This is a genomic window from Pseudomonas sp. IT-P4 (assembly GCF_949767755.1).
In the GTDB taxonomy this organism is placed as follows: Bacteria; Pseudomonadota; Gammaproteobacteria; order Pseudomonadales; family Pseudomonadaceae; genus Aquipseudomonas; species Aquipseudomonas monachiensis.
Window position 1 is genome coordinate 104,802 of sequence record NZ_CATKPX010000014.1, and the last position, 15,121, is coordinate 119,922.

Below are 15,121 nucleotides of genomic sequence, written 5' to 3' on the forward strand. Positions count from 1 at the left end.
CGAGGTGAACATGGACCCCAAGCGCATCCTGCTCGTCGGTTGGCTTGCCAGCCTGGCCTTGCCGGCCTTGGCCGATACCTTCACGACCTCGATCGGAACCGACTACTCCCGGGGCGACTATGGCACCGGTACTACGTCCGAAACCTGGTACGTCCCGCTGGTGGGCAGATACGAAACCGGTCCCATGACCTACAAGCTCACCGTGCCCTGGCTACGCATCACCAATCCTTCGGTCGGCCCTGGCGGCGAACCGCTGCCCGGCGGTTGCGGCAAGGTGGAAAGCGGTCTGGGCGACACCGTTGCCGGTGCCGACTATGCCGTGCTTGACGGCAGCGTTGGCGGGCTGTTCGTGGACCTGATCGGCAAGGTCAAGTTGCCCACCGCCGATGAAGACGAGTGCCTGGGCACCGGCAAAACCGACTATTCCGCCCAGGTCGATGTCGCCAAAGCCTTCGGTCCCGTGACCGGGTTCGCGACCCTGGGCTGGAAAAAGTTCGGCGACCCGTCGGGCTCCGACTTCGACAACCCGATATTCGCCGGCCTGGGCTTCGCCATGCCCGTGTTCGCGCGCACCACGGCGGGTGTGTCCTACGACTGGCGGCAAAAAGTTGTTTCCACCGGCGACGAAATCAAGGAACTCACACTCTTCCTTACGCACAAGCTCAATCAGGAGTGGAAGTTTCAGTTGTATGCCGTCAAGGGTTTTTCCGACGCCAGCCCGGACGGCGAGGCCGGACTGTTGCTCAGCCACGCTTTCTGATTCCTGCCCGTCATCCGCCGTACCGGCATACCGGGACAGTTCCTGCTGGTCAGCGGTATGACGTCATTGTCCGCTCCCGGACATTTTGCAGTTCAGTTTTTCTTCCTGATCAGTTTATTAATGTAGTACTTCAGGCTTAAACGATCCTTGGGCCTTGGTTTGTAGTGGGTCTTGTTTCTTTGTGCCGGATCGATCGCCATGGTTCCCGCGGTATAGTAATAAAGCGCGATAGACCTGCGGGTAATGTGCTCTGGAGTCGTTAAAGGCTCCGGGTGCCCATGATTACTGTCTTTGTCTGTGTTGAAAATGACGCAGCGATTGTAAATGGGCAGGACTTTTTTAAGGCAGTTCTTCATGCCGACATCCCAAAGTTCCAGGTTGCCGCCGTATTCCTCCTGCCAGTCTTCATTCAGATAAATGATGATATTCAGTCTGCGCTCGACATTAAGTTTTTTGTTGAGCCGGAAGTCCGAGTGTACCCCCAGGAAACCACCGCTTTTCGTTTCGTGCAGGCCACCACCGCTAAAGTAGGGGTCAGGTATCAGTCCTTCGATGCCTGTGAGCTTTTCAAGAAACTGCAACATGGGGGCCGAGTTAAACGCATTGAAAACAGTCTTCAAAAAAGGGTCACATTCGTTGGGACTGATTTGACGTTTGCGTTGACCTTTATAGCCGCGCTCGTAGAGCATTTCATTGTTGGTTGGTTCGACCGGGAAGTGCGAGCAGATGCTCGCAATCAGGTCTTCGTGCAAGAAGTTATCGATGACTATGTGCGGAAATGGCGTAGCCTGAACATAGCGGTCGGTCAACGAGGCACCAAGGGCGCTGGCGGCATTTTGGTCGAAATCAAGCTCCGGGGACAGGGTGATAGGTAGTGCTTGAGTGATGGGTGCCATTACCGCTCCAGTAACTTGATATAAAGACTTTTGGGTGACTTGGAGCAATGTTGAATGCACTGCTCGTTGCGTCTGTTCGTAGCTTAATTTGTTCTGTCATCCTTGTTCAGACGCTTAAGGATGTTGTTGTACATTTTGGTTCGTCTATGAGTTTTATCATAACCACCAGCCGCTGCAACAGTGCCGGCCTGAATGTGATCCAGATAACTGAAGATTTTACGCGGCGATATCATCTCTACGATATAACCCAGCGCGGTCATGCGGTCCTGAAGAGTATAGCCAGGCACGCGATCATCCATCGAAAAGTGCATGTTGTGCTGTTTTACAAGTTTGCAGTTCCACAATGTGCAGAAGCTTTTCAAATAGACTTCTTTGTACGGCTTTGGTTCTCTTGAACGCAATCCCATGGAGATTTTCAGGCGTCTGAAGTGATGCTTGAATAGTCGTGAGCTAAAGCGCCACGCAGTTCTCATGGTGCCGCGGTTTATTTGCTCGACACAACCGACGGCCACGACGTTTGGATTTTTCAGGCATTTATTCAGCATCATCGAAAATACATTTTTGTCGAAAACAAATGTATCGGTGTGCATCAGGAATAAATAATCGGTGTCTATTCGCTCCAAGACAAGGTCAAGTGCCTTGCCATGCGCAATATGTCCCGCTTCTGGTTCGGAAATAGAGCGCTCGATCAAGTTGATCCAGTCAAGAGTTCGTAAATACTCAGTGCTCTCGTCGGCGGAATAGTTATCAACTACCCATACTGGAACGCTGTTGCTGCCAAAATGCTGGTGTAATAAGTCCAGGCATATCTTGGTGATTTCTGGTGTTTTGTAATTTACTATAACTATGCTGAAGGCTTTGGGGCTTTCAGTCAGTAAATCAGGGTTGTTCATCGTTCAGGTGCTCAATGTTATTTTATTTGACTGTATGAATGAATGAACTTTTATACGTTTTTTGCTTGTTTGCCGCGCAAAATCTTGCATGGCCTTAGAGCACAATTTGTTAAGTCGCTTTCTCATGCATAGTAACCACGGACTGCTCAGGCCCGATGGAGAGCAGTAGAAACGGACTTCATCGTATAAGGATCTGCCCTGCAGGTAAACATTTTGACTTGATTCGTTACATCAGGGGGCTGCTCAGGCCAGCTTCCCAAACAGGGCGTCATGCGCCGAATACCATGCGCCGGTTGAGCGTGGGTGGGGCTCGTTCTGCAACTCACTGCTTGTAGCCAATCTGGCGCAGCAAGTTCTTGCGCCACAGGATGTCTTCATCGCCTTCGATGTCGTTGGCACAAAAGCCATCCACTACGCCCAGGATTGCTCGCCCTTGCTGCGTTTCAGCGAGGATCACTTCGGTTGGATTGGCTGTTGCACAAAAAATACGGCATACCTCCGGAACCATTTTGATGGTGTTCAACACGTTCAACGGATAGAAACCGTCGCCCAGGAAAATGATGAAGCTATGGCCTGCGGCGATGGCTTTCGCATTCTTTTGTGCAAGTTCAATCATTGAGTTATCGGTGCCGGACCATCGCACCAGGCATTTGCCGGAGGCTTCACAAAAGGCCATGCCAAACTGGATCCCTGGCACGGTATTGACCAGCGCTTCGTGGATGTCCTCGACGGACTTGATGAAGTGCGTCTGTCCCAGAATGAAGTTCGTCACATCCGGCTTTTCGATTTTCAACGTGATGAGTTGCATTTCAAACGCCTCCTTTCACGGGTTGCCAGGAGAGCCTGGCAACAAACCAAGCATAGCCACTCATTTGCTATTGCCGCGTCCTCTTTCTGCTTTTGGCCGACTGCTCAACGAATGCCCCGGACCGGATACCCGGTCGTTGACACTTGGGCTGACAGGGCTAATCTAAGTGATGTGGGAATATTTCCCACGCAAAGATTCCAGCTGGCTCCGAGGGATCGTACGGAAACCGCAGTGGTTCATTGTTGCTGCAGATTTATGGCCGTGCCGGTTGGCGGGCCGCTCCAATGGGCGGCCGGGAACTCACTGGACATTGCGTTCGATACGGAGGTGAAAACGCAACTCCAAACGGAGGTGCATCATGCTGCTCAAGAAATGTTTGTTGGCTCTGGCAATAGGCGGGGTCCTGTCGGCATCGACTGTCCTGGTGCCCGATTACATCAGTAGTTTCTCCAGCGTGTATGCCAAAGATGGCGGCAGCGGCGGTGGTGGTAGCGGCGGAGGCGGTGGCGGTCACGGCGGTGGCGGCGGTTCCGGCGGGGGTGGTCACGGTGGTGGCGGTGGCTCCGGTGGTGGCGGTGGTTCCGGAGGCGGCGGTCACGGTGGTGACGGCGGCGGAGGCGGCCACGGTGGCGGTGGCTCCGGTAGTGGAGGTTCTGGAGGCGGTGGTCACGGTGGCGACGGCGGCGGCCATGGAGGAGAGGGTGGCGGTCATGGTGCAACAGGCCATGACGGTGACGGTCGTGGAGGTCCGGGGCGCGGCGACGCTGACCATGGTGGTGTAGCCGGGAACAAAGGCCCGGGCAAAGCGCATGACAACGACGATGACCATGGTGGAATGGCCGGAAACAGAGGCCCAGGCAAAGCAAAAGACAAAGACGCGCGTGACAACGATGATGACAACGACGCGGATAACGCCGCAGATGCAGCCAGAGAAGCTGCAGAAGACGCCGGTGACGCTGCAAGGGAAGCCGCGGAAGACGCCAGGGACGCTGCCAGGGAAGCCGCGGAAGACAGGGGCGTTGCCAGAAATGACGCTGATGTAGCCAGAGACGCGGCCAAGGCTGATGCAGACGCAGCTCGGGACGCGGCCAAGGCTGATGCAGATGCAGCCCGGGACGCCGCCAGAGCTGAGGCGGATGCCGCCCGGGATGCCGCACGAGCTGCTGGCGTACCGCGCGCAGATGCAGATGCAGCCAGAGACGCTGCACGTGCCGCCGCGGATGCAGCCCGTGACGCCGCCAAGGCCGACGCGGATGCTGCCAGAGACGCAGCCAAGGCCGACGCAGATGCTGCCAGGGACGCAGCCAAGGCCAAGGCGAACGTAGCCAGAGAGGCTGACAAAGCAGTCAAAGAGGCTGACAAGGCAGTCAAAGAGGCTGACAAAGCCAAGGCGAAGGCGGCCAGAGAGGATGTAGCGGATGCGCCGGATGCCCCGGACGCGCCGGATTTCGACACGGTTGAGGTAGAGAACTAGGCCCGCACGTTCGATGGCGAACACCACGGGCATACCCGTAGATTACGTCCCGGGCGTTTGAGGGACGTATCGTCAAAGCGTCGCAAGCCCTGAAGAATCACGGGGCTTGCGACTTTTTTCGACTTCGTGTCTTTGAAATTTCCTGCCGCAATACCGCTCATTCATAGTGGTTTATGCGAAATCCTGTGCGTTGCTCCGGGTTTTTTGCACGAAACTTCACGCCTGTCGCTCGTATCATTTCTCCCGGAAACCACCGTGAGCATGGCGATGACAAAAAACACAGCGTTGTGGGACATCAGTCCACCCTTGAGTAGCGAGACACCGACCTGGCCGGGTGACACGCCCTTCCAGGAGGAGCGTGTCTGGACCTACGGTCCCGAGTGTCCGGTGAATGTCGGACGCATCACCCTGTCGCCCCATACCGGCGCCCACGTCGATGCACCGCTGCATTACAGCGCCGACGGCGCGGCGATTGGCGAGGTCGGGTTGGACGTCTATATCGGGCCTTGCCGCGTTTTGCATTGTCTGGACAGCGGCGAGCTGGTGCAGCCGGGGCAACTGGAAGGGCGTTTGCACAATGTGCCCGAGCGTGTGCTGCTGCGAACCTATCGACAGGCACCGCTGACGACCTGGGATTCGAATTTCACGGCGGTTGCCAAGGAAACCATCGACCTGCTGGCGAGCCTTGGCGTGCGCTTGATCGGCATCGATACGCCGTCACTGGACCCGCAGCAATCCAGGACCATGGACTCCCACGGCGCCGTGGCCCGCCATCACATGGCGATCCTGGAAGGCATCGTGCTGGACGAGGTCCCGGAGGGCGATTATGAACTGATCGCCTTGCCGCTGCGGTTCGCTCATCTGGATGCCAGTCCGGTCAGGGCGATTTTGCGGCCGTTGAGTACTTCACAACCCATTCAACAGATCTGAAGGGGGCGCCAGCCTGGCGCCCCCTTCGGGTGAGCGGTGTCAGGCATTACTCTCGGTGAATTTCTCGTAGTACAGCTGCACGCTGTCCAGTGCCTGTGCCAGCAGCCAGGTCTTGATCGACTCCACCATCGGCGGCGGCCCACAGACGTACATATCGACCTGGCCATCGCGCAGTTCCGCGACGTCGAAGTGTTCGGCGATGTAGCCGCGCTTGCCGGTCCAGTGCGGCGACGGTTCGCTGACCACCTCGGTGTAGCGAAACCCAGGGATGCGTTGTTCATACGCCTGGATACGCGCCTGTTCGCACAAATCGGCCGCATCGCGCACGCCGTAGTACAAGTGCACGGGTTGCTCGCAGCCGCGTTCGGCGAGTTCGTCGAGCATGCCCAGCAATGCCGAAAGACCGGTGCCACCGGCCACCAGGATCAACGGCCTGGCGACGTGTCGCAGATAAAACGCCCCCAGCGGTGCCTCCAGGGCAATTTCGTCCCCCACCTGGCAGCGTTCGCGGATGTAGTTGCTCATTACGCCATCGGGAAGCAGGCGAATCAGAAACTGCAGCTCATTGCTGGCGCTCGGCCGATTGGCGAACGAGTAGGAGCGCTTGTTTTCGGTTCCCGGAATCAACAGCCGGGCGTACTGTCCGGGCAGGTAATCCAGCGATTGCCCCGCATTGCCCAGGTTCAGATGCAGGATCGCCGTGCTGGCCGAGACCTGTTTGACATCGGTGACTGTTGCCCTGAGTTGATCGGGGCCGGCGGCGTTGCACAGGCTGGACGCGAAGTCGAAGTAGAACGCCGCGTCGGATTTGACCCGTGTCTGGCAGGTGAGCATTTTGCGTTGTTGCAGGTCCTGGCTGGAGAGGGCTTCCTCATCCACATAGTCCTGGCTGTAGTCGCCTGATTCGCATCGCCCCTGGCAGGTTCCGCAGACACCTTCGCGGCAATCCAGGGGAATGTTGATGCCATTGCGCAAGGCAGCGTCGAGCAGGATTTCGTTGGGTTGTACGGGAAAGAACAGCGTTTTGCCGTCGGCAAAGCTGAACGCGACCTTATGGTTCATGCCCCGGTCTCCTTGGATTCACAGGTGGTAGAAGTCGAGTACCGAGTTGATGGTGTCGTTGAGCAGCAACACATGCTTGCGGGTGATCAGCCAGCTATCGGCGTGGGGCTTGAGGTGATAGGTCGCGCGGCCGAAAAACTGCTCGGCCGTGGCCAGGCGGTAGTACAGCGTGTGCCAGTTCAGGCGCACCTCCAGCTCGCCATTTGCAAGCTCGCCGATTCGCACGTTGCTGATCTGATGCAGGGTGCGCGGCATCGGCGTCGAGGACGCGGACTTGCCCGTACGCAGGCGGAACACACGGTCTTCCAGGCCTGAACGGTTGGGGTAGTAGATCAGCGACATTTCGCGCTTGGGGTCACGGGTGTAGACGTGTTCGGAGTCCCATTGCGGCAAGTGGAACTCGCTGTGTCCGGCAAACAGCTGGAGGTAGGCATCCCAGTCCTGGGCGTCGCACAGTTCGGATTTACGATAGAAAAACTGTTCGATCTGGTACTGCAATTGCGCATTCATCATTGCACCTCACGGAGTTTCAGGGATTTGGCGTCCAGACCGTCCAGCAGGAATTTCTGCCAGTTGCTGTGCTGGTTGACGTACAGCCCTTCGTGGGTGAATTCAGTGCCGGTCATGGCCGGGGCAATGCCGATCGCCTCGCTGTTGGGCGTGGCGCCGCTGGCCCAGCGGTGACTGCCGCGGGATATGTCGCTCCAGCGCTCCAGGCGTGCCTGGAAACCACGCTGGGCTTCACGGAACTCCACCAGGTCATCCGGTGTGCCCAGGCCCGAGACGTTGAAGAAATCCTCGAACTGGCGAATGCGGTTTTCGCGGTCGGCGTCCGACTCGTTCTTGACCCCCAGGCACTGGCTGATGATTTCGGTCTTGTTCCACGCCACCGGGCGGATGATGCGCAATTGCGAGCTGATCTGATCGAGGAAAAACAGGCTCGGATAGATGTTCAGGTTGCGCAGGCGATGCATCATCCACTCGGCCTTTTGCTGGCCGTGTTCTTCGATCAGTCGCGGCATGATGGTCGCGTAGCCGGAGCGTACCGACGGGTTTGGCATGTCGCTGAACAGCAGGCTGTGTCCGTTATCGAACGCGAACCAGCCATCATCGGTATTGGCGTCGCCGGCGCCGAGCTTGCTGTAGTCGAGGGTGCCGCTGGCGGCGGTGCCGTTCTCGCTGTTGACCTGCTGGCGATGCTGCACCGTGGCCACGTAGTTGTAGTGCACTGTGCTGACGTGATAACCGTCGAGGCCGTTTTCGTTCTGCAGTTTCCAGTTGCCGTCGTAGGTGTACGCCGACTTGCCGGGCAGCACTTCCAGCTCACCGGTCGGCGACTGGGCGACCATCATGTCAAAGAACACTTTGGCATCGCCGAGGAAGTCTTCCAGGCTGTTGTCGGCCTGCACATCAAGGCTGATGAAGACGAATCCCTTGTAGCTCTGGATACGCGCCTTTTTCAGGCCGCGGGTGGCTTTGTCGAAGCCTTCCGGGTACTCGCCCGGCGCCTTGACCTTGACCAGGCGGCCATCGCTTTTGTAGCACCAGGCATGGAAGGGGCAGGTGAAGGTCGACTGGTTGCCCTTGCCGACGCGGGTCAGCGTCGTGCCGCGATGCTGGCAGGCGTTGATCAGTGCATTGAGCTGACCGTCACCGTCACGGGTGATGATCATCGGCTGGCGGCCGGCGCGCATAGTCACGAAGTCGTGGTTGTTGGCCAGTTCGCTTTCGTGGCAGGCGTAGATCCAGTTCTTCTCGAAGATCATCTCCATTTCCAGATCGAACAACTGCGGCTCGGTGAACATGTCCCGGGCGATGCGGAATACGCCTTCTACGGGGCGGAAGTCCAGGCAGCTTTCGATGAACGTTTTCCATTGCTCGACGTTTCTTTCGCCACTCATGAGGTGTACCTGTTTTTATTGGGGCTAATCGGTACGTCATTAGAGGGAGTGGGGTGTGCCTGGGTCTATCCGCTTTGTGGGCGAAGGCAGTCCGTAAAATTGGTGGGTTCCCAAAAGATCGCAGCCTTCGGCAGCTCCTACATCGGACGCGTGTAATTGTAGGAGCTGCCGCAGGCTGCGATGCTGGCGATCGCGCGCGCGCCGGGTAACAACAGCGTGTGATGGGCTGGGCAGCAACTACCCAAACCACGCATCAAGCGATGGACGGCTGAACTTGTCTGCAGCAATCAGGTACTGTTTTGCGAGGCCGCGAATGCGATTTGATAGTCGTGTTATCCACTTAATTGGCGATTGCTATCCACTGGGTCAGCGCCGTCTTCTAGTGGCTTGGAACTTGCCTTTGCAAACCGTATACGCGCCGTCAGAGCGCGCTGAAAAAAACCTTGAGTGCACCTTGATGAGCAACAACGTCGATCCGCAATTTCGCGACATTCGTGTCGACAGTGATGACCTGGAGGCCGCCAGAAGCTGGATGTCCGGTATTTGCGGTCCCCATCGGCTGGTGAGCGCGAACCCCGAACGGATTCGCTTTCATCACAACGCCAACATGTTCAAGTCGATGGCCACCACCCTGGGCACCATCGAATACGGAACCGATGTCACCATCGATATCGAAGACGCCGAGCACTTCAGCAGTTACAGCCTGAGCTTGCCATTGGTGGGTGAACAGGAGCTGAGCAAGGATGGCAGCGTGGTCAGGTCGGACCGCGATCAAGGGGTCATCATTTCCCCCAATGAAAACCAGCTGCTGGCGATTTCCGGTGACTGTCGCAAGGTCCAGGTGGTGATTACCCGAGTGGCGATGAGCGAGGCGCTGGAGGGGATGTTGCAGCGACCCCTGGATGCGCCGCTGCGCTTCGAACCGGTGATGGATGCGATCGATGGGCCATCGGCGTCGTGGTGGCGCATGGCGCGTTATTTCATCGACGAGATGGAGCGCAGCAGTGAACTCTTCGAGCAGGTGGCTTTCACCCGGGACATTGAAAGCTCGCTGATCAAAGGTTTGATCCTGGCCCAGCCAAACAACTACTCACAAGAACTGCGGGACGCGCTGGGGGTGAAGTTGCCGCACTACCTGGTCAGGGCCCGGCAATACATCCACGACAACGCCCGGGAAGCGTTGCATCTGGAGGACATCGAAGCCGCGGCCGGCGTTTCGCGCTTCAAGTTGTTCGACGCGTTCAAGAAATACTTCGCCCTGTCGCCGATGGCCTACCTGAAAAAGTATCGCTTGAACGCCGTGCGCCAGGAGATCCTCGAGCACGGCACGGTGCGTAGTATTTCCGGGATCGCCATGGGCTGGGGCTTCATACACCTGGGGCGTTTTTCCACCGAGTACCGCAAGCTGTTCGACGAAACCCCGAGCATGACCTTGCAGCGCAACGAAGCCCGACGCCAGCAGGGACTTTGACGGCCCCCCCCGGCCTTACTTGCGTAACACCAGATCAAGCAACTGCTCGCGCTCCTTGATTTTTTGCAGGACGATTTCCGAACGTATGTCGGTGACGCCGGCGGTGCGGTTGAGGTGATTGACGATGAAATCCGAGAAGTGCTTGAGGTTGCGGGCCTGGACCCGCAACACATAGTTGCTCGCCCCGGTAATGACATACGCGGTGACCACCTCCGGCCACTGCTGAACCTTCTTGATGAAGGTCTCGTGCCAGTCCTCCACGTCCTGTCGCAACGACACATGGACGATCGCTTCCAGCTCAATGCCCAGCCGCTCGGCATTCAGCACCGCGCGATAGCCGGTGATGATTCCCTCGCTTTCCAGCAGGCGTAAACGTCGCAGGCAAGCCGAGGGTGACAGGGCGACTTTCTCTGCCAATTCCTGATTGCTGATACGGCCATCCTGTTGCAATTGATGCAGGATCCGCAGGTCTGTCGAGTCGAGATTCATGGTTTGAATAAATCCGCGTTTATTGGGGCTTGATTCGAATATTCTGCGAAATAACTACTACATGGCCGGTTACTTTGCACGAAAATTCTTCAAAGGTTCGTTCATTATCTCTCCACCGAAAGGCAAGCGAATCGCCTTTATTCAGGGCGCCGGAACCGGCTGATGCAACCTGCCCGGATGGCGTCGCATAACAAAAAACAGGACACCCGATGACGACAAGAAACAGTTGCCTGGCGCTTGATGCCCAGGACGCTCTGGCCCCTTTGCGCCAGCAGTTTGCGCTCCCCGAGGGCGTTATTTATCTCGATGGCAACTCCCTGGGCGCACGGCCGGTCGCTGCATTGGCGCGGGCGCAAGCGGTGGTCGCCGAGGAATGGGGCAATGGCTTGATTCGCAGCTGGAACAGCGCCGGTTGGCGCGAGCTGTCCGAGCGTTTGGGCAATCGCCTGGCGGGTCTGATCGGCGCGGGGGAGGGTGAAGTGGTGGTGACCGATACCACCTCGATCAACCTGTTCAAAGTGCTGAGCGCTGCCTTGCGCGTACAGGCCACCAGGTCGCCGCAGCGGCGAGTGATCGTCAGCGAATCGAGCAACTTCCCCACCGACCTGTATATCGCCGAAGGCCTCGCGCAGATGCTGCAACAGGGTTACACCCTGCGCCTGGTCGACAGTCCTGAAGTGTTGCCGCATGCGATTGACCAGGACACGGCGGTGGTCATGCTCACCCACGTCAATTACAAGACCGGCTATATGCACGACATGCAGGCCCTGACCGCGCTGACCCACGAATGTGGTGCGCTGGCCATCTGGGACCTGGCCCATTCCGCTGGCGCGGTGCCGGTTGATCTGCACCAGGCGGGTGCCGACTACGCCATCGGCTGCACCTACAAGTACCTCAATGGCGGGCCGGGCTCCCAGGCCTTTGTCTGGGTTTCGCCGCGGTTGTGCGATCTGGTGCCGCAGCCGTTGTCCGGCTGGTTCGGCCATTCACGGCAGTTCGCTATGGAGTCGCATTACGAGCCGAGCAGCGGTATCGCCCGCTACCTGTGCGGCACCCAGCCGATTACCTCATTGGCGATGGTCGAGTGCGGCCTGGATGTGTTCGCCCAGACCGACATGGCCAGCTTGCGCCGCAAATCCCTGGCCCTGACGGACCTGTTCATCGAATTGGTCGAGCAGCGTTGCGCGGCCCACGAACTGAAGTTGATCACACCCCGTGAGCACGCCAGGCGTGGCAGCCACGTCAGCTTCGAACATCCGCAAGGTTATGCGGTGATCCAGGCCCTGATCGAGCGGGGCGTGATTGGTGACTACCGTGAACCGCGCATCATGCGTTTCGGTTTCACCCCGCTGTACACGACCTTCACCGAAGTCTGGGATGCGGTACAAATCCTCGGCGAGATCCTCGACCGGAACACTTGGTCACAAGCGCAATTCCAGGTTCGCCACAGCGTGACCTGAACCCTCCGACATCCGATTCCTGCCGCAGGAGTTTCTCTGCGGCAGGGCTTCGGCCGCCGGCAATAACCAGTTCTGCAATCACAATAATAAGGAGCACGCAGAATGAAACTGTCCCTCTGGCCCGCCTTGCCGCTCGCCATCTCCAGTTGCCTTGGCCAAATGGCCTGTGCCGCCTCCGACAACGGATTTGTCGAAGACAGCAGCCTGACCCTGACTAACCGTAACTTCTATTTCTACCGCAATAACCTCAACAACCCGGGCGGGCAGAACTATCGGGATGAGTGGGCCCACGGGATCATGCTCGATTATCGCTCCGGCTACACCCAGGGAACGGTGGGTTTCGGGGTCGATGCCTACGCGCAGTTGGGCCTCAAGCTCGACAGTGGCAAGGGACGCACGGGTACGGGTTTGCTGCCGGTCGATGCCGATGGTCGCCCCGAGGATGAGTACTCCGAAGCGGGTGGCGCGGTGAAGGCGCGGATTTCCCGGACCGAACTCAAGTACGGCAACCTGACGCCGCTCAACCCGGTGTTCGGCACCGGCAATGCGCGACTGTTCACCAGCAGTGCCACCGGCTTTCAACTGACCAGCAATGAACTCAAGGCGTTGCAACTGGACATCGGTCATTTCACCGCCGGCAACGACAGTAATTCGACCAATGCCAATGGCGCGCTCAAAGCGCTGTACGCCGGCGTGGAAACCCGCAGTGTCGATTATCTGGGCGGCAGCTACGCCCTGAGCGATCAACTGAGTGTCAGCCTCTACGGTTCGCAGTTCACCGACATCTGGCGCCAGTACTACGGCAACGCCAACTACACCCATGCCCTTGGTGAAGGCCAGTCGCTGAACCTGGATTTCAACATCTACCGCACCAACGACAGCGGCCAGAGCCTGGCCGGCAGGATCGACAACACCACCTGGTCGCTGTCCACCGCGTACAGGTTCGGTGCCCATCGGTTGACCCTGGCGTACCAGCGGGTCGATGGCGACGAGCCGTTCGATTACCTGGGGTTCGATCAGCAACCGGGTACCTCGATTTTCCTCGCCAACTCGATTCAGGTCCTCGACTTCAACGCCCCCAACGAACGCTCCTGGCAACTGCGTTATGACCTGGACATGGCGCCTTTCGGCGTGCCGGGCCTGAGCTTCATGTCCCGCTACGTCAGTGGTGACCACATCGATGACAGCCATTATGACGGTGGCCCCAATGGCGCCTACGGACGATACGGCGATGACGGCAAGCGCTGGGAGCGCGACATCGAGGCGCGCTATGTCGTGCAGTCGGGCAAGGCCCGGGACCTTTCAATCCGCGTGCGTCAGGCCAGTGTGCGTTCCACCGCGCAGGTCGCCCGCGCCGATACCACGGACAACAACGAAGTCCGGGTGATCATCGAGTATCCACTGAGTATTTTCTGATCCGTGTCCTGCTGTGCGTGGCTGATCCCCACTGTTAAACCCACGACGTGCTCTTCAAGAAAGACAAAATCCAGAGGACATAAAAATGACCGATAACTCCGGTTTCGAAACGATATCCAAGCGTGAACACGGCCTGCGGCGTCAGTTGACGTCGGGGCAAATGAGCATGATCGCCATTGGCGGTGCAATCGGCACCGGGCTGTTCATGGGCAGCGCCTATGCCATCGGCTATGCCGGGCCGAGCGTATTGCTCAGCTATGCCATCGGCGCAATCATCACCTTGCTGCTGATGGGCTGCCTGGCGGAAATGACCGTGGCCCATTCGACCTCGGGTTCGTTCGGTGCCTACGCCGAATTTTATGTCAGCCCGCTGGCCGGGTTCCTGGTGCGCTATGCCTACTGGGCGGCGATTGTGCTGGCGGTGGGCACGGAAGTGACGGCGGTGGCGATGTACATGAAGTACTGGTTCGCCAACGTGCCGGAGTGGATATGGATCGTCTCGTTCTCCAGCGTGCTGATCGTGCTCAATGCCATCAGCGTGAAGACCTTCGGCACCTTCGAGTACTGGTTCTCGACCATCAAGATCGGCGCGATTGTCGGTTTCATCATCCTGGCGGTGTACGTGGTGTTCGGTTCCGGCAATCCGCAATACGGCGTGCACAATTACACGGCTCACGGCGGCTTTTTCCCCAATGGTCTGCAAGGGATGTGGATCGCGGTGATCGTGTCGATCTTCAGCTACCTGAGCGTGGAGATGATCGCGGTGGCGGCCGGTGAGGCAAAAGACCCGGAACAAGCGGTGAAGAAAGCCTTCCGCGGGACTATCGTGCGCCTGGTGGTGTTCTACCTGCTGACCCTGGCGTTGATGCTGGCGATCGTGCCTTGGGTCCAGGCTGGCCATGCCCAGAGTCCGTTCGTCACGGTGATGCAAGCCATCGGCATTCCCGGCGCCACCGGCGTGATGAATTTCGTGATCCTGATCGCGGCGTTGTCAGCGATGAACAGCCAGTTGTACATCACCACGCGCATGATGTTCAGCCTGTCCCGCGCCGGCTACGCGCCAAAATCCATGGGGGTATTGAGCAAGACCGGGATCCCGCTGAACGCGCTGTTGCTCTCCAGCTCGGGTATCGCCCTGGCGACCTTGCTCAACATCCTGTACCCGGAAAGTTCGTTCACCTTGATGATGGCGATCTCGATGTTCGGCGCGATCTTTACCTGGTTCATGATCTTCCTCACACACTTCTGTTTCCGTCGTTTTCACGAACGCAACGGCAACCGCAAACTGTCGTTCCGCATGCGCCTGTTTCCCTACAGCACATTGCTGGGGCTGGTGCTGATGGGGGCTGTGATGATCACGACCTACTTCACTGAAGCCTTCAAGATGACCCTGGTGTTCGGCGTGCCGTTCCTGCTGGTGCTGTCGATTGTCTACGGTGTTTTCTTCCGCAAGACCAGGGGCGTTGCGGCGCTGAGTGCGCAAGCCAGACTCTAGCCTGAGGGTCGTGCCGGGGCGGCGCACTTAATACTCGTTCTCCCATCGCCTTTATTTCCCGGGGTG

General features: G+C 58.2%; 15 protein-coding genes. 8 read left to right on the top strand and 7 right to left on the bottom strand.

Annotated elements, in window-relative coordinates; translation table 11 throughout:
- Positions 1 to 10: 10 nt before the first annotated feature.
- Positions 11 to 760, top strand: a complete 750-nt coding sequence (locus ACM6IT_RS01355) for a hypothetical protein (RefSeq protein ID WP_056723023.1) — start codon at positions 11 to 13, stop codon at positions 758 to 760.
- A gap of 92 nt (positions 761 to 852) precedes the next feature.
- On the opposite strand, the gene ACM6IT_RS01360 is transcribed toward ACM6IT_RS01355, so the two are convergent.
- The 3 genes from ACM6IT_RS01360 to ACM6IT_RS01370 form a co-directional block, all read right to left on the bottom strand.
- Positions 853 to 1,656 carry a 2OG-Fe(II) oxygenase gene (locus ACM6IT_RS01360; RefSeq protein ID WP_056723021.1) on the bottom strand — a complete coding sequence of 268 codons (804 nt, stop codon included), beginning with the start codon at positions 1,654 to 1,656 and terminating at the stop codon, positions 853 to 855.
- Positions 1,657 to 1,739: 83 nt separating this feature from the next.
- On the bottom strand, positions 1,740 to 2,549 hold the full coding sequence (locus tag ACM6IT_RS01365) for a glycosyltransferase (RefSeq protein ID WP_056723018.1): 810 nt from the start codon (positions 2,547 to 2,549) through the stop codon (positions 1,740 to 1,742).
- Between the two features lie 322 nt (positions 2,550 to 2,871).
- Complete coding sequence (locus ACM6IT_RS01370) at positions 2,872 to 3,357, bottom strand: adenosine-specific kinase (RefSeq protein ID WP_223542282.1); 486 nt, start codon at positions 3,355 to 3,357, stop codon at positions 2,872 to 2,874.
- A 458-nt stretch (positions 3,358 to 3,815) separates the two neighbouring features.
- Between ACM6IT_RS01370 and ACM6IT_RS01375 the strand changes: the two genes are divergently transcribed.
- The 3 genes from ACM6IT_RS01375 (at position 3,816) to kynB (ending at position 5,761) form a co-directional block, all read left to right on the top strand.
- The gene (locus ACM6IT_RS01375; protein ID WP_414917352.1) at positions 3,816 to 4,139 is read left to right on the top strand and encodes a hypothetical protein; all 324 of its coding nucleotides are present in this window, start codon (positions 3,816 to 3,818) and stop codon (positions 4,137 to 4,139) included.
- Positions 4,140 to 4,192: 53 nt separating this feature from the next.
- Positions 4,193 to 4,831, top strand: coding sequence for a hypothetical protein (locus tag ACM6IT_RS01380; protein ID WP_409079314.1), 639 nt, complete (start codon positions 4,193 to 4,195; stop codon positions 4,829 to 4,831).
- A gap of 267 nt (positions 4,832 to 5,098) precedes the next feature.
- Entirely contained in the window at positions 5,099 to 5,761 is a 663-nt protein-coding gene (gene kynB / locus ACM6IT_RS01385) for an arylformamidase (RefSeq protein WP_414917331.1), read from the top strand.
- Between the two features lie 39 nt (positions 5,762 to 5,800).
- Here the strand turns inward: kynB and antC are convergent, their stop codons facing one another.
- The 3 genes from antC to antA are packed head-to-tail and all read right to left on the bottom strand — an operon-like array spanning position 5,801 to position 8,724.
- Positions 5,801 to 6,823, bottom strand: a complete 1,023-nt coding sequence (antC, locus tag ACM6IT_RS01390; protein ID WP_414917332.1) for an anthranilate 1,2-dioxygenase electron transfer component AntC — start codon at positions 6,821 to 6,823, stop codon at positions 5,801 to 5,803.
- Between the two features lie 18 nt (positions 6,824 to 6,841).
- Positions 6,842 to 7,333: an anthranilate 1,2-dioxygenase small subunit gene (gene antB / locus ACM6IT_RS01395; RefSeq protein ID WP_056723011.1), complete on the bottom strand. Its 492-nt coding sequence runs from the start codon at positions 7,331 to 7,333 to the stop codon at positions 6,842 to 6,844.
- Complete coding sequence (antA, locus tag ACM6IT_RS01400; RefSeq protein ID WP_414917333.1) at positions 7,333 to 8,724, bottom strand: anthranilate 1,2-dioxygenase large subunit; 1,392 nt, start codon at positions 8,722 to 8,724, stop codon at positions 7,333 to 7,335. Before antA ends, antB begins: the two co-directional genes overlap by 1 nt.
- A 457-nt stretch (positions 8,725 to 9,181) precedes the next feature.
- Between antA and ACM6IT_RS01405 the strand changes: the two genes are divergently transcribed.
- Positions 9,182 to 10,195, top strand: a complete 1,014-nt coding sequence (locus ACM6IT_RS01405) for a helix-turn-helix domain-containing protein (RefSeq protein WP_414917334.1) — start codon at positions 9,182 to 9,184, stop codon at positions 10,193 to 10,195.
- A gap of 15 nt (positions 10,196 to 10,210) precedes the next feature.
- On the opposite strand, the gene ACM6IT_RS01410 is transcribed toward ACM6IT_RS01405, so the two are convergent.
- Entirely contained in the window at positions 10,211 to 10,684 is a 474-nt protein-coding gene (locus tag ACM6IT_RS01410; RefSeq protein WP_056722993.1) for an Lrp/AsnC family transcriptional regulator, read from the bottom strand.
- A 209-nt stretch (positions 10,685 to 10,893) separates the two neighbouring features.
- Between ACM6IT_RS01410 and kynU the strand changes: the two genes are divergently transcribed.
- The 3 genes from kynU to ACM6IT_RS01425 all read left to right on the top strand — a co-directional run bounded on the left by kynU (position 10,894) and on the right by ACM6IT_RS01425 (position 15,055).
- On the top strand, positions 10,894 to 12,144 hold the full coding sequence (gene kynU / locus ACM6IT_RS01415) for a kynureninase (protein ID WP_414917335.1): 1,251 nt from the start codon (positions 10,894 to 10,896) through the stop codon (positions 12,142 to 12,144).
- Positions 12,145 to 12,246: 102 nt separating this feature from the next.
- A complete protein-coding gene (locus ACM6IT_RS01420; RefSeq protein WP_056722989.1) occupies positions 12,247 to 13,560 on the top strand; it encodes an OprD family porin in 1,314 nt (437 codons plus the stop codon).
- A gap of 85 nt (positions 13,561 to 13,645) precedes the next feature.
- Positions 13,646 to 15,055 carry an amino acid permease gene (locus ACM6IT_RS01425; RefSeq protein WP_056722987.1) on the top strand — a complete coding sequence of 470 codons (1,410 nt, stop codon included), beginning with the start codon at positions 13,646 to 13,648 and terminating at the stop codon, positions 15,053 to 15,055.
- Positions 15,056 to 15,121: the final 66 nt, after the last annotated feature.

Excerpts from the sequence above, each read along its gene's own strand:
- antA (WP_414917333.1), bottom strand. The coding sequence starts at position 8,724 with ATGAGTGGCGAAAGAAACGTCGAGCAATGGAAAACGTTCATCGAAAGC.
- ACM6IT_RS01375 (WP_414917352.1), top strand. The coding sequence starts at position 3,816 with ATGCCAAAGATGGCGGCAGCGGCGGTGGTGGTAGCGGCGGAGGCGGTG.
- kynU (WP_414917335.1), top strand. The coding sequence starts at position 10,894 with ATGACGACAAGAAACAGTTGCCTGGCGCTTGATGCCCAGGACGCTCTG.
- ACM6IT_RS01420 (WP_056722989.1), top strand. The coding sequence starts at position 12,247 with ATGAAACTGTCCCTCTGGCCCGCCTTGCCGCTCGCCATCTCCAGTTGC.
- kynB (WP_414917331.1), top strand. The coding sequence starts at position 5,099 with ATGACAAAAAACACAGCGTTGTGGGACATCAGTCCACCCTTGAGTAGC.
- ACM6IT_RS01370 (WP_223542282.1), bottom strand. The coding sequence starts at position 3,357 with ATGCAACTCATCACGTTGAAAATCGAAAAGCCGGATGTGACGAACTTC.
- ACM6IT_RS01365 (WP_056723018.1), bottom strand. The coding sequence starts at position 2,549 with ATGAACAACCCTGATTTACTGACTGAAAGCCCCAAAGCCTTCAGCATA.
- ACM6IT_RS01355 (WP_056723023.1), top strand. The coding sequence starts at position 11 with ATGGACCCCAAGCGCATCCTGCTCGTCGGTTGGCTTGCCAGCCTGGCC.
- antC (WP_414917332.1), bottom strand. The coding sequence starts at position 6,823 with ATGAACCATAAGGTCGCGTTCAGCTTTGCCGACGGCAAAACGCTGTTC.
- ACM6IT_RS01360 (WP_056723021.1), bottom strand. The coding sequence starts at position 1,656 with ATGGCACCCATCACTCAAGCACTACCTATCACCCTGTCCCCGGAGCTT.
- antB (WP_056723011.1), bottom strand. The coding sequence starts at position 7,333 with ATGAATGCGCAATTGCAGTACCAGATCGAACAGTTTTTCTATCGTAAA.
- ACM6IT_RS01380 (WP_409079314.1), top strand. The coding sequence starts at position 4,193 with ATGGCCGGAAACAGAGGCCCAGGCAAAGCAAAAGACAAAGACGCGCGT.
- ACM6IT_RS01425 (WP_056722987.1), top strand. The coding sequence starts at position 13,646 with ATGACCGATAACTCCGGTTTCGAAACGATATCCAAGCGTGAACACGGC.
- ACM6IT_RS01410 (WP_056722993.1), bottom strand. The coding sequence starts at position 10,684 with ATGAATCTCGACTCGACAGACCTGCGGATCCTGCATCAATTGCAACAG.
- ACM6IT_RS01405 (WP_414917334.1), top strand. The coding sequence starts at position 9,182 with ATGAGCAACAACGTCGATCCGCAATTTCGCGACATTCGTGTCGACAGT.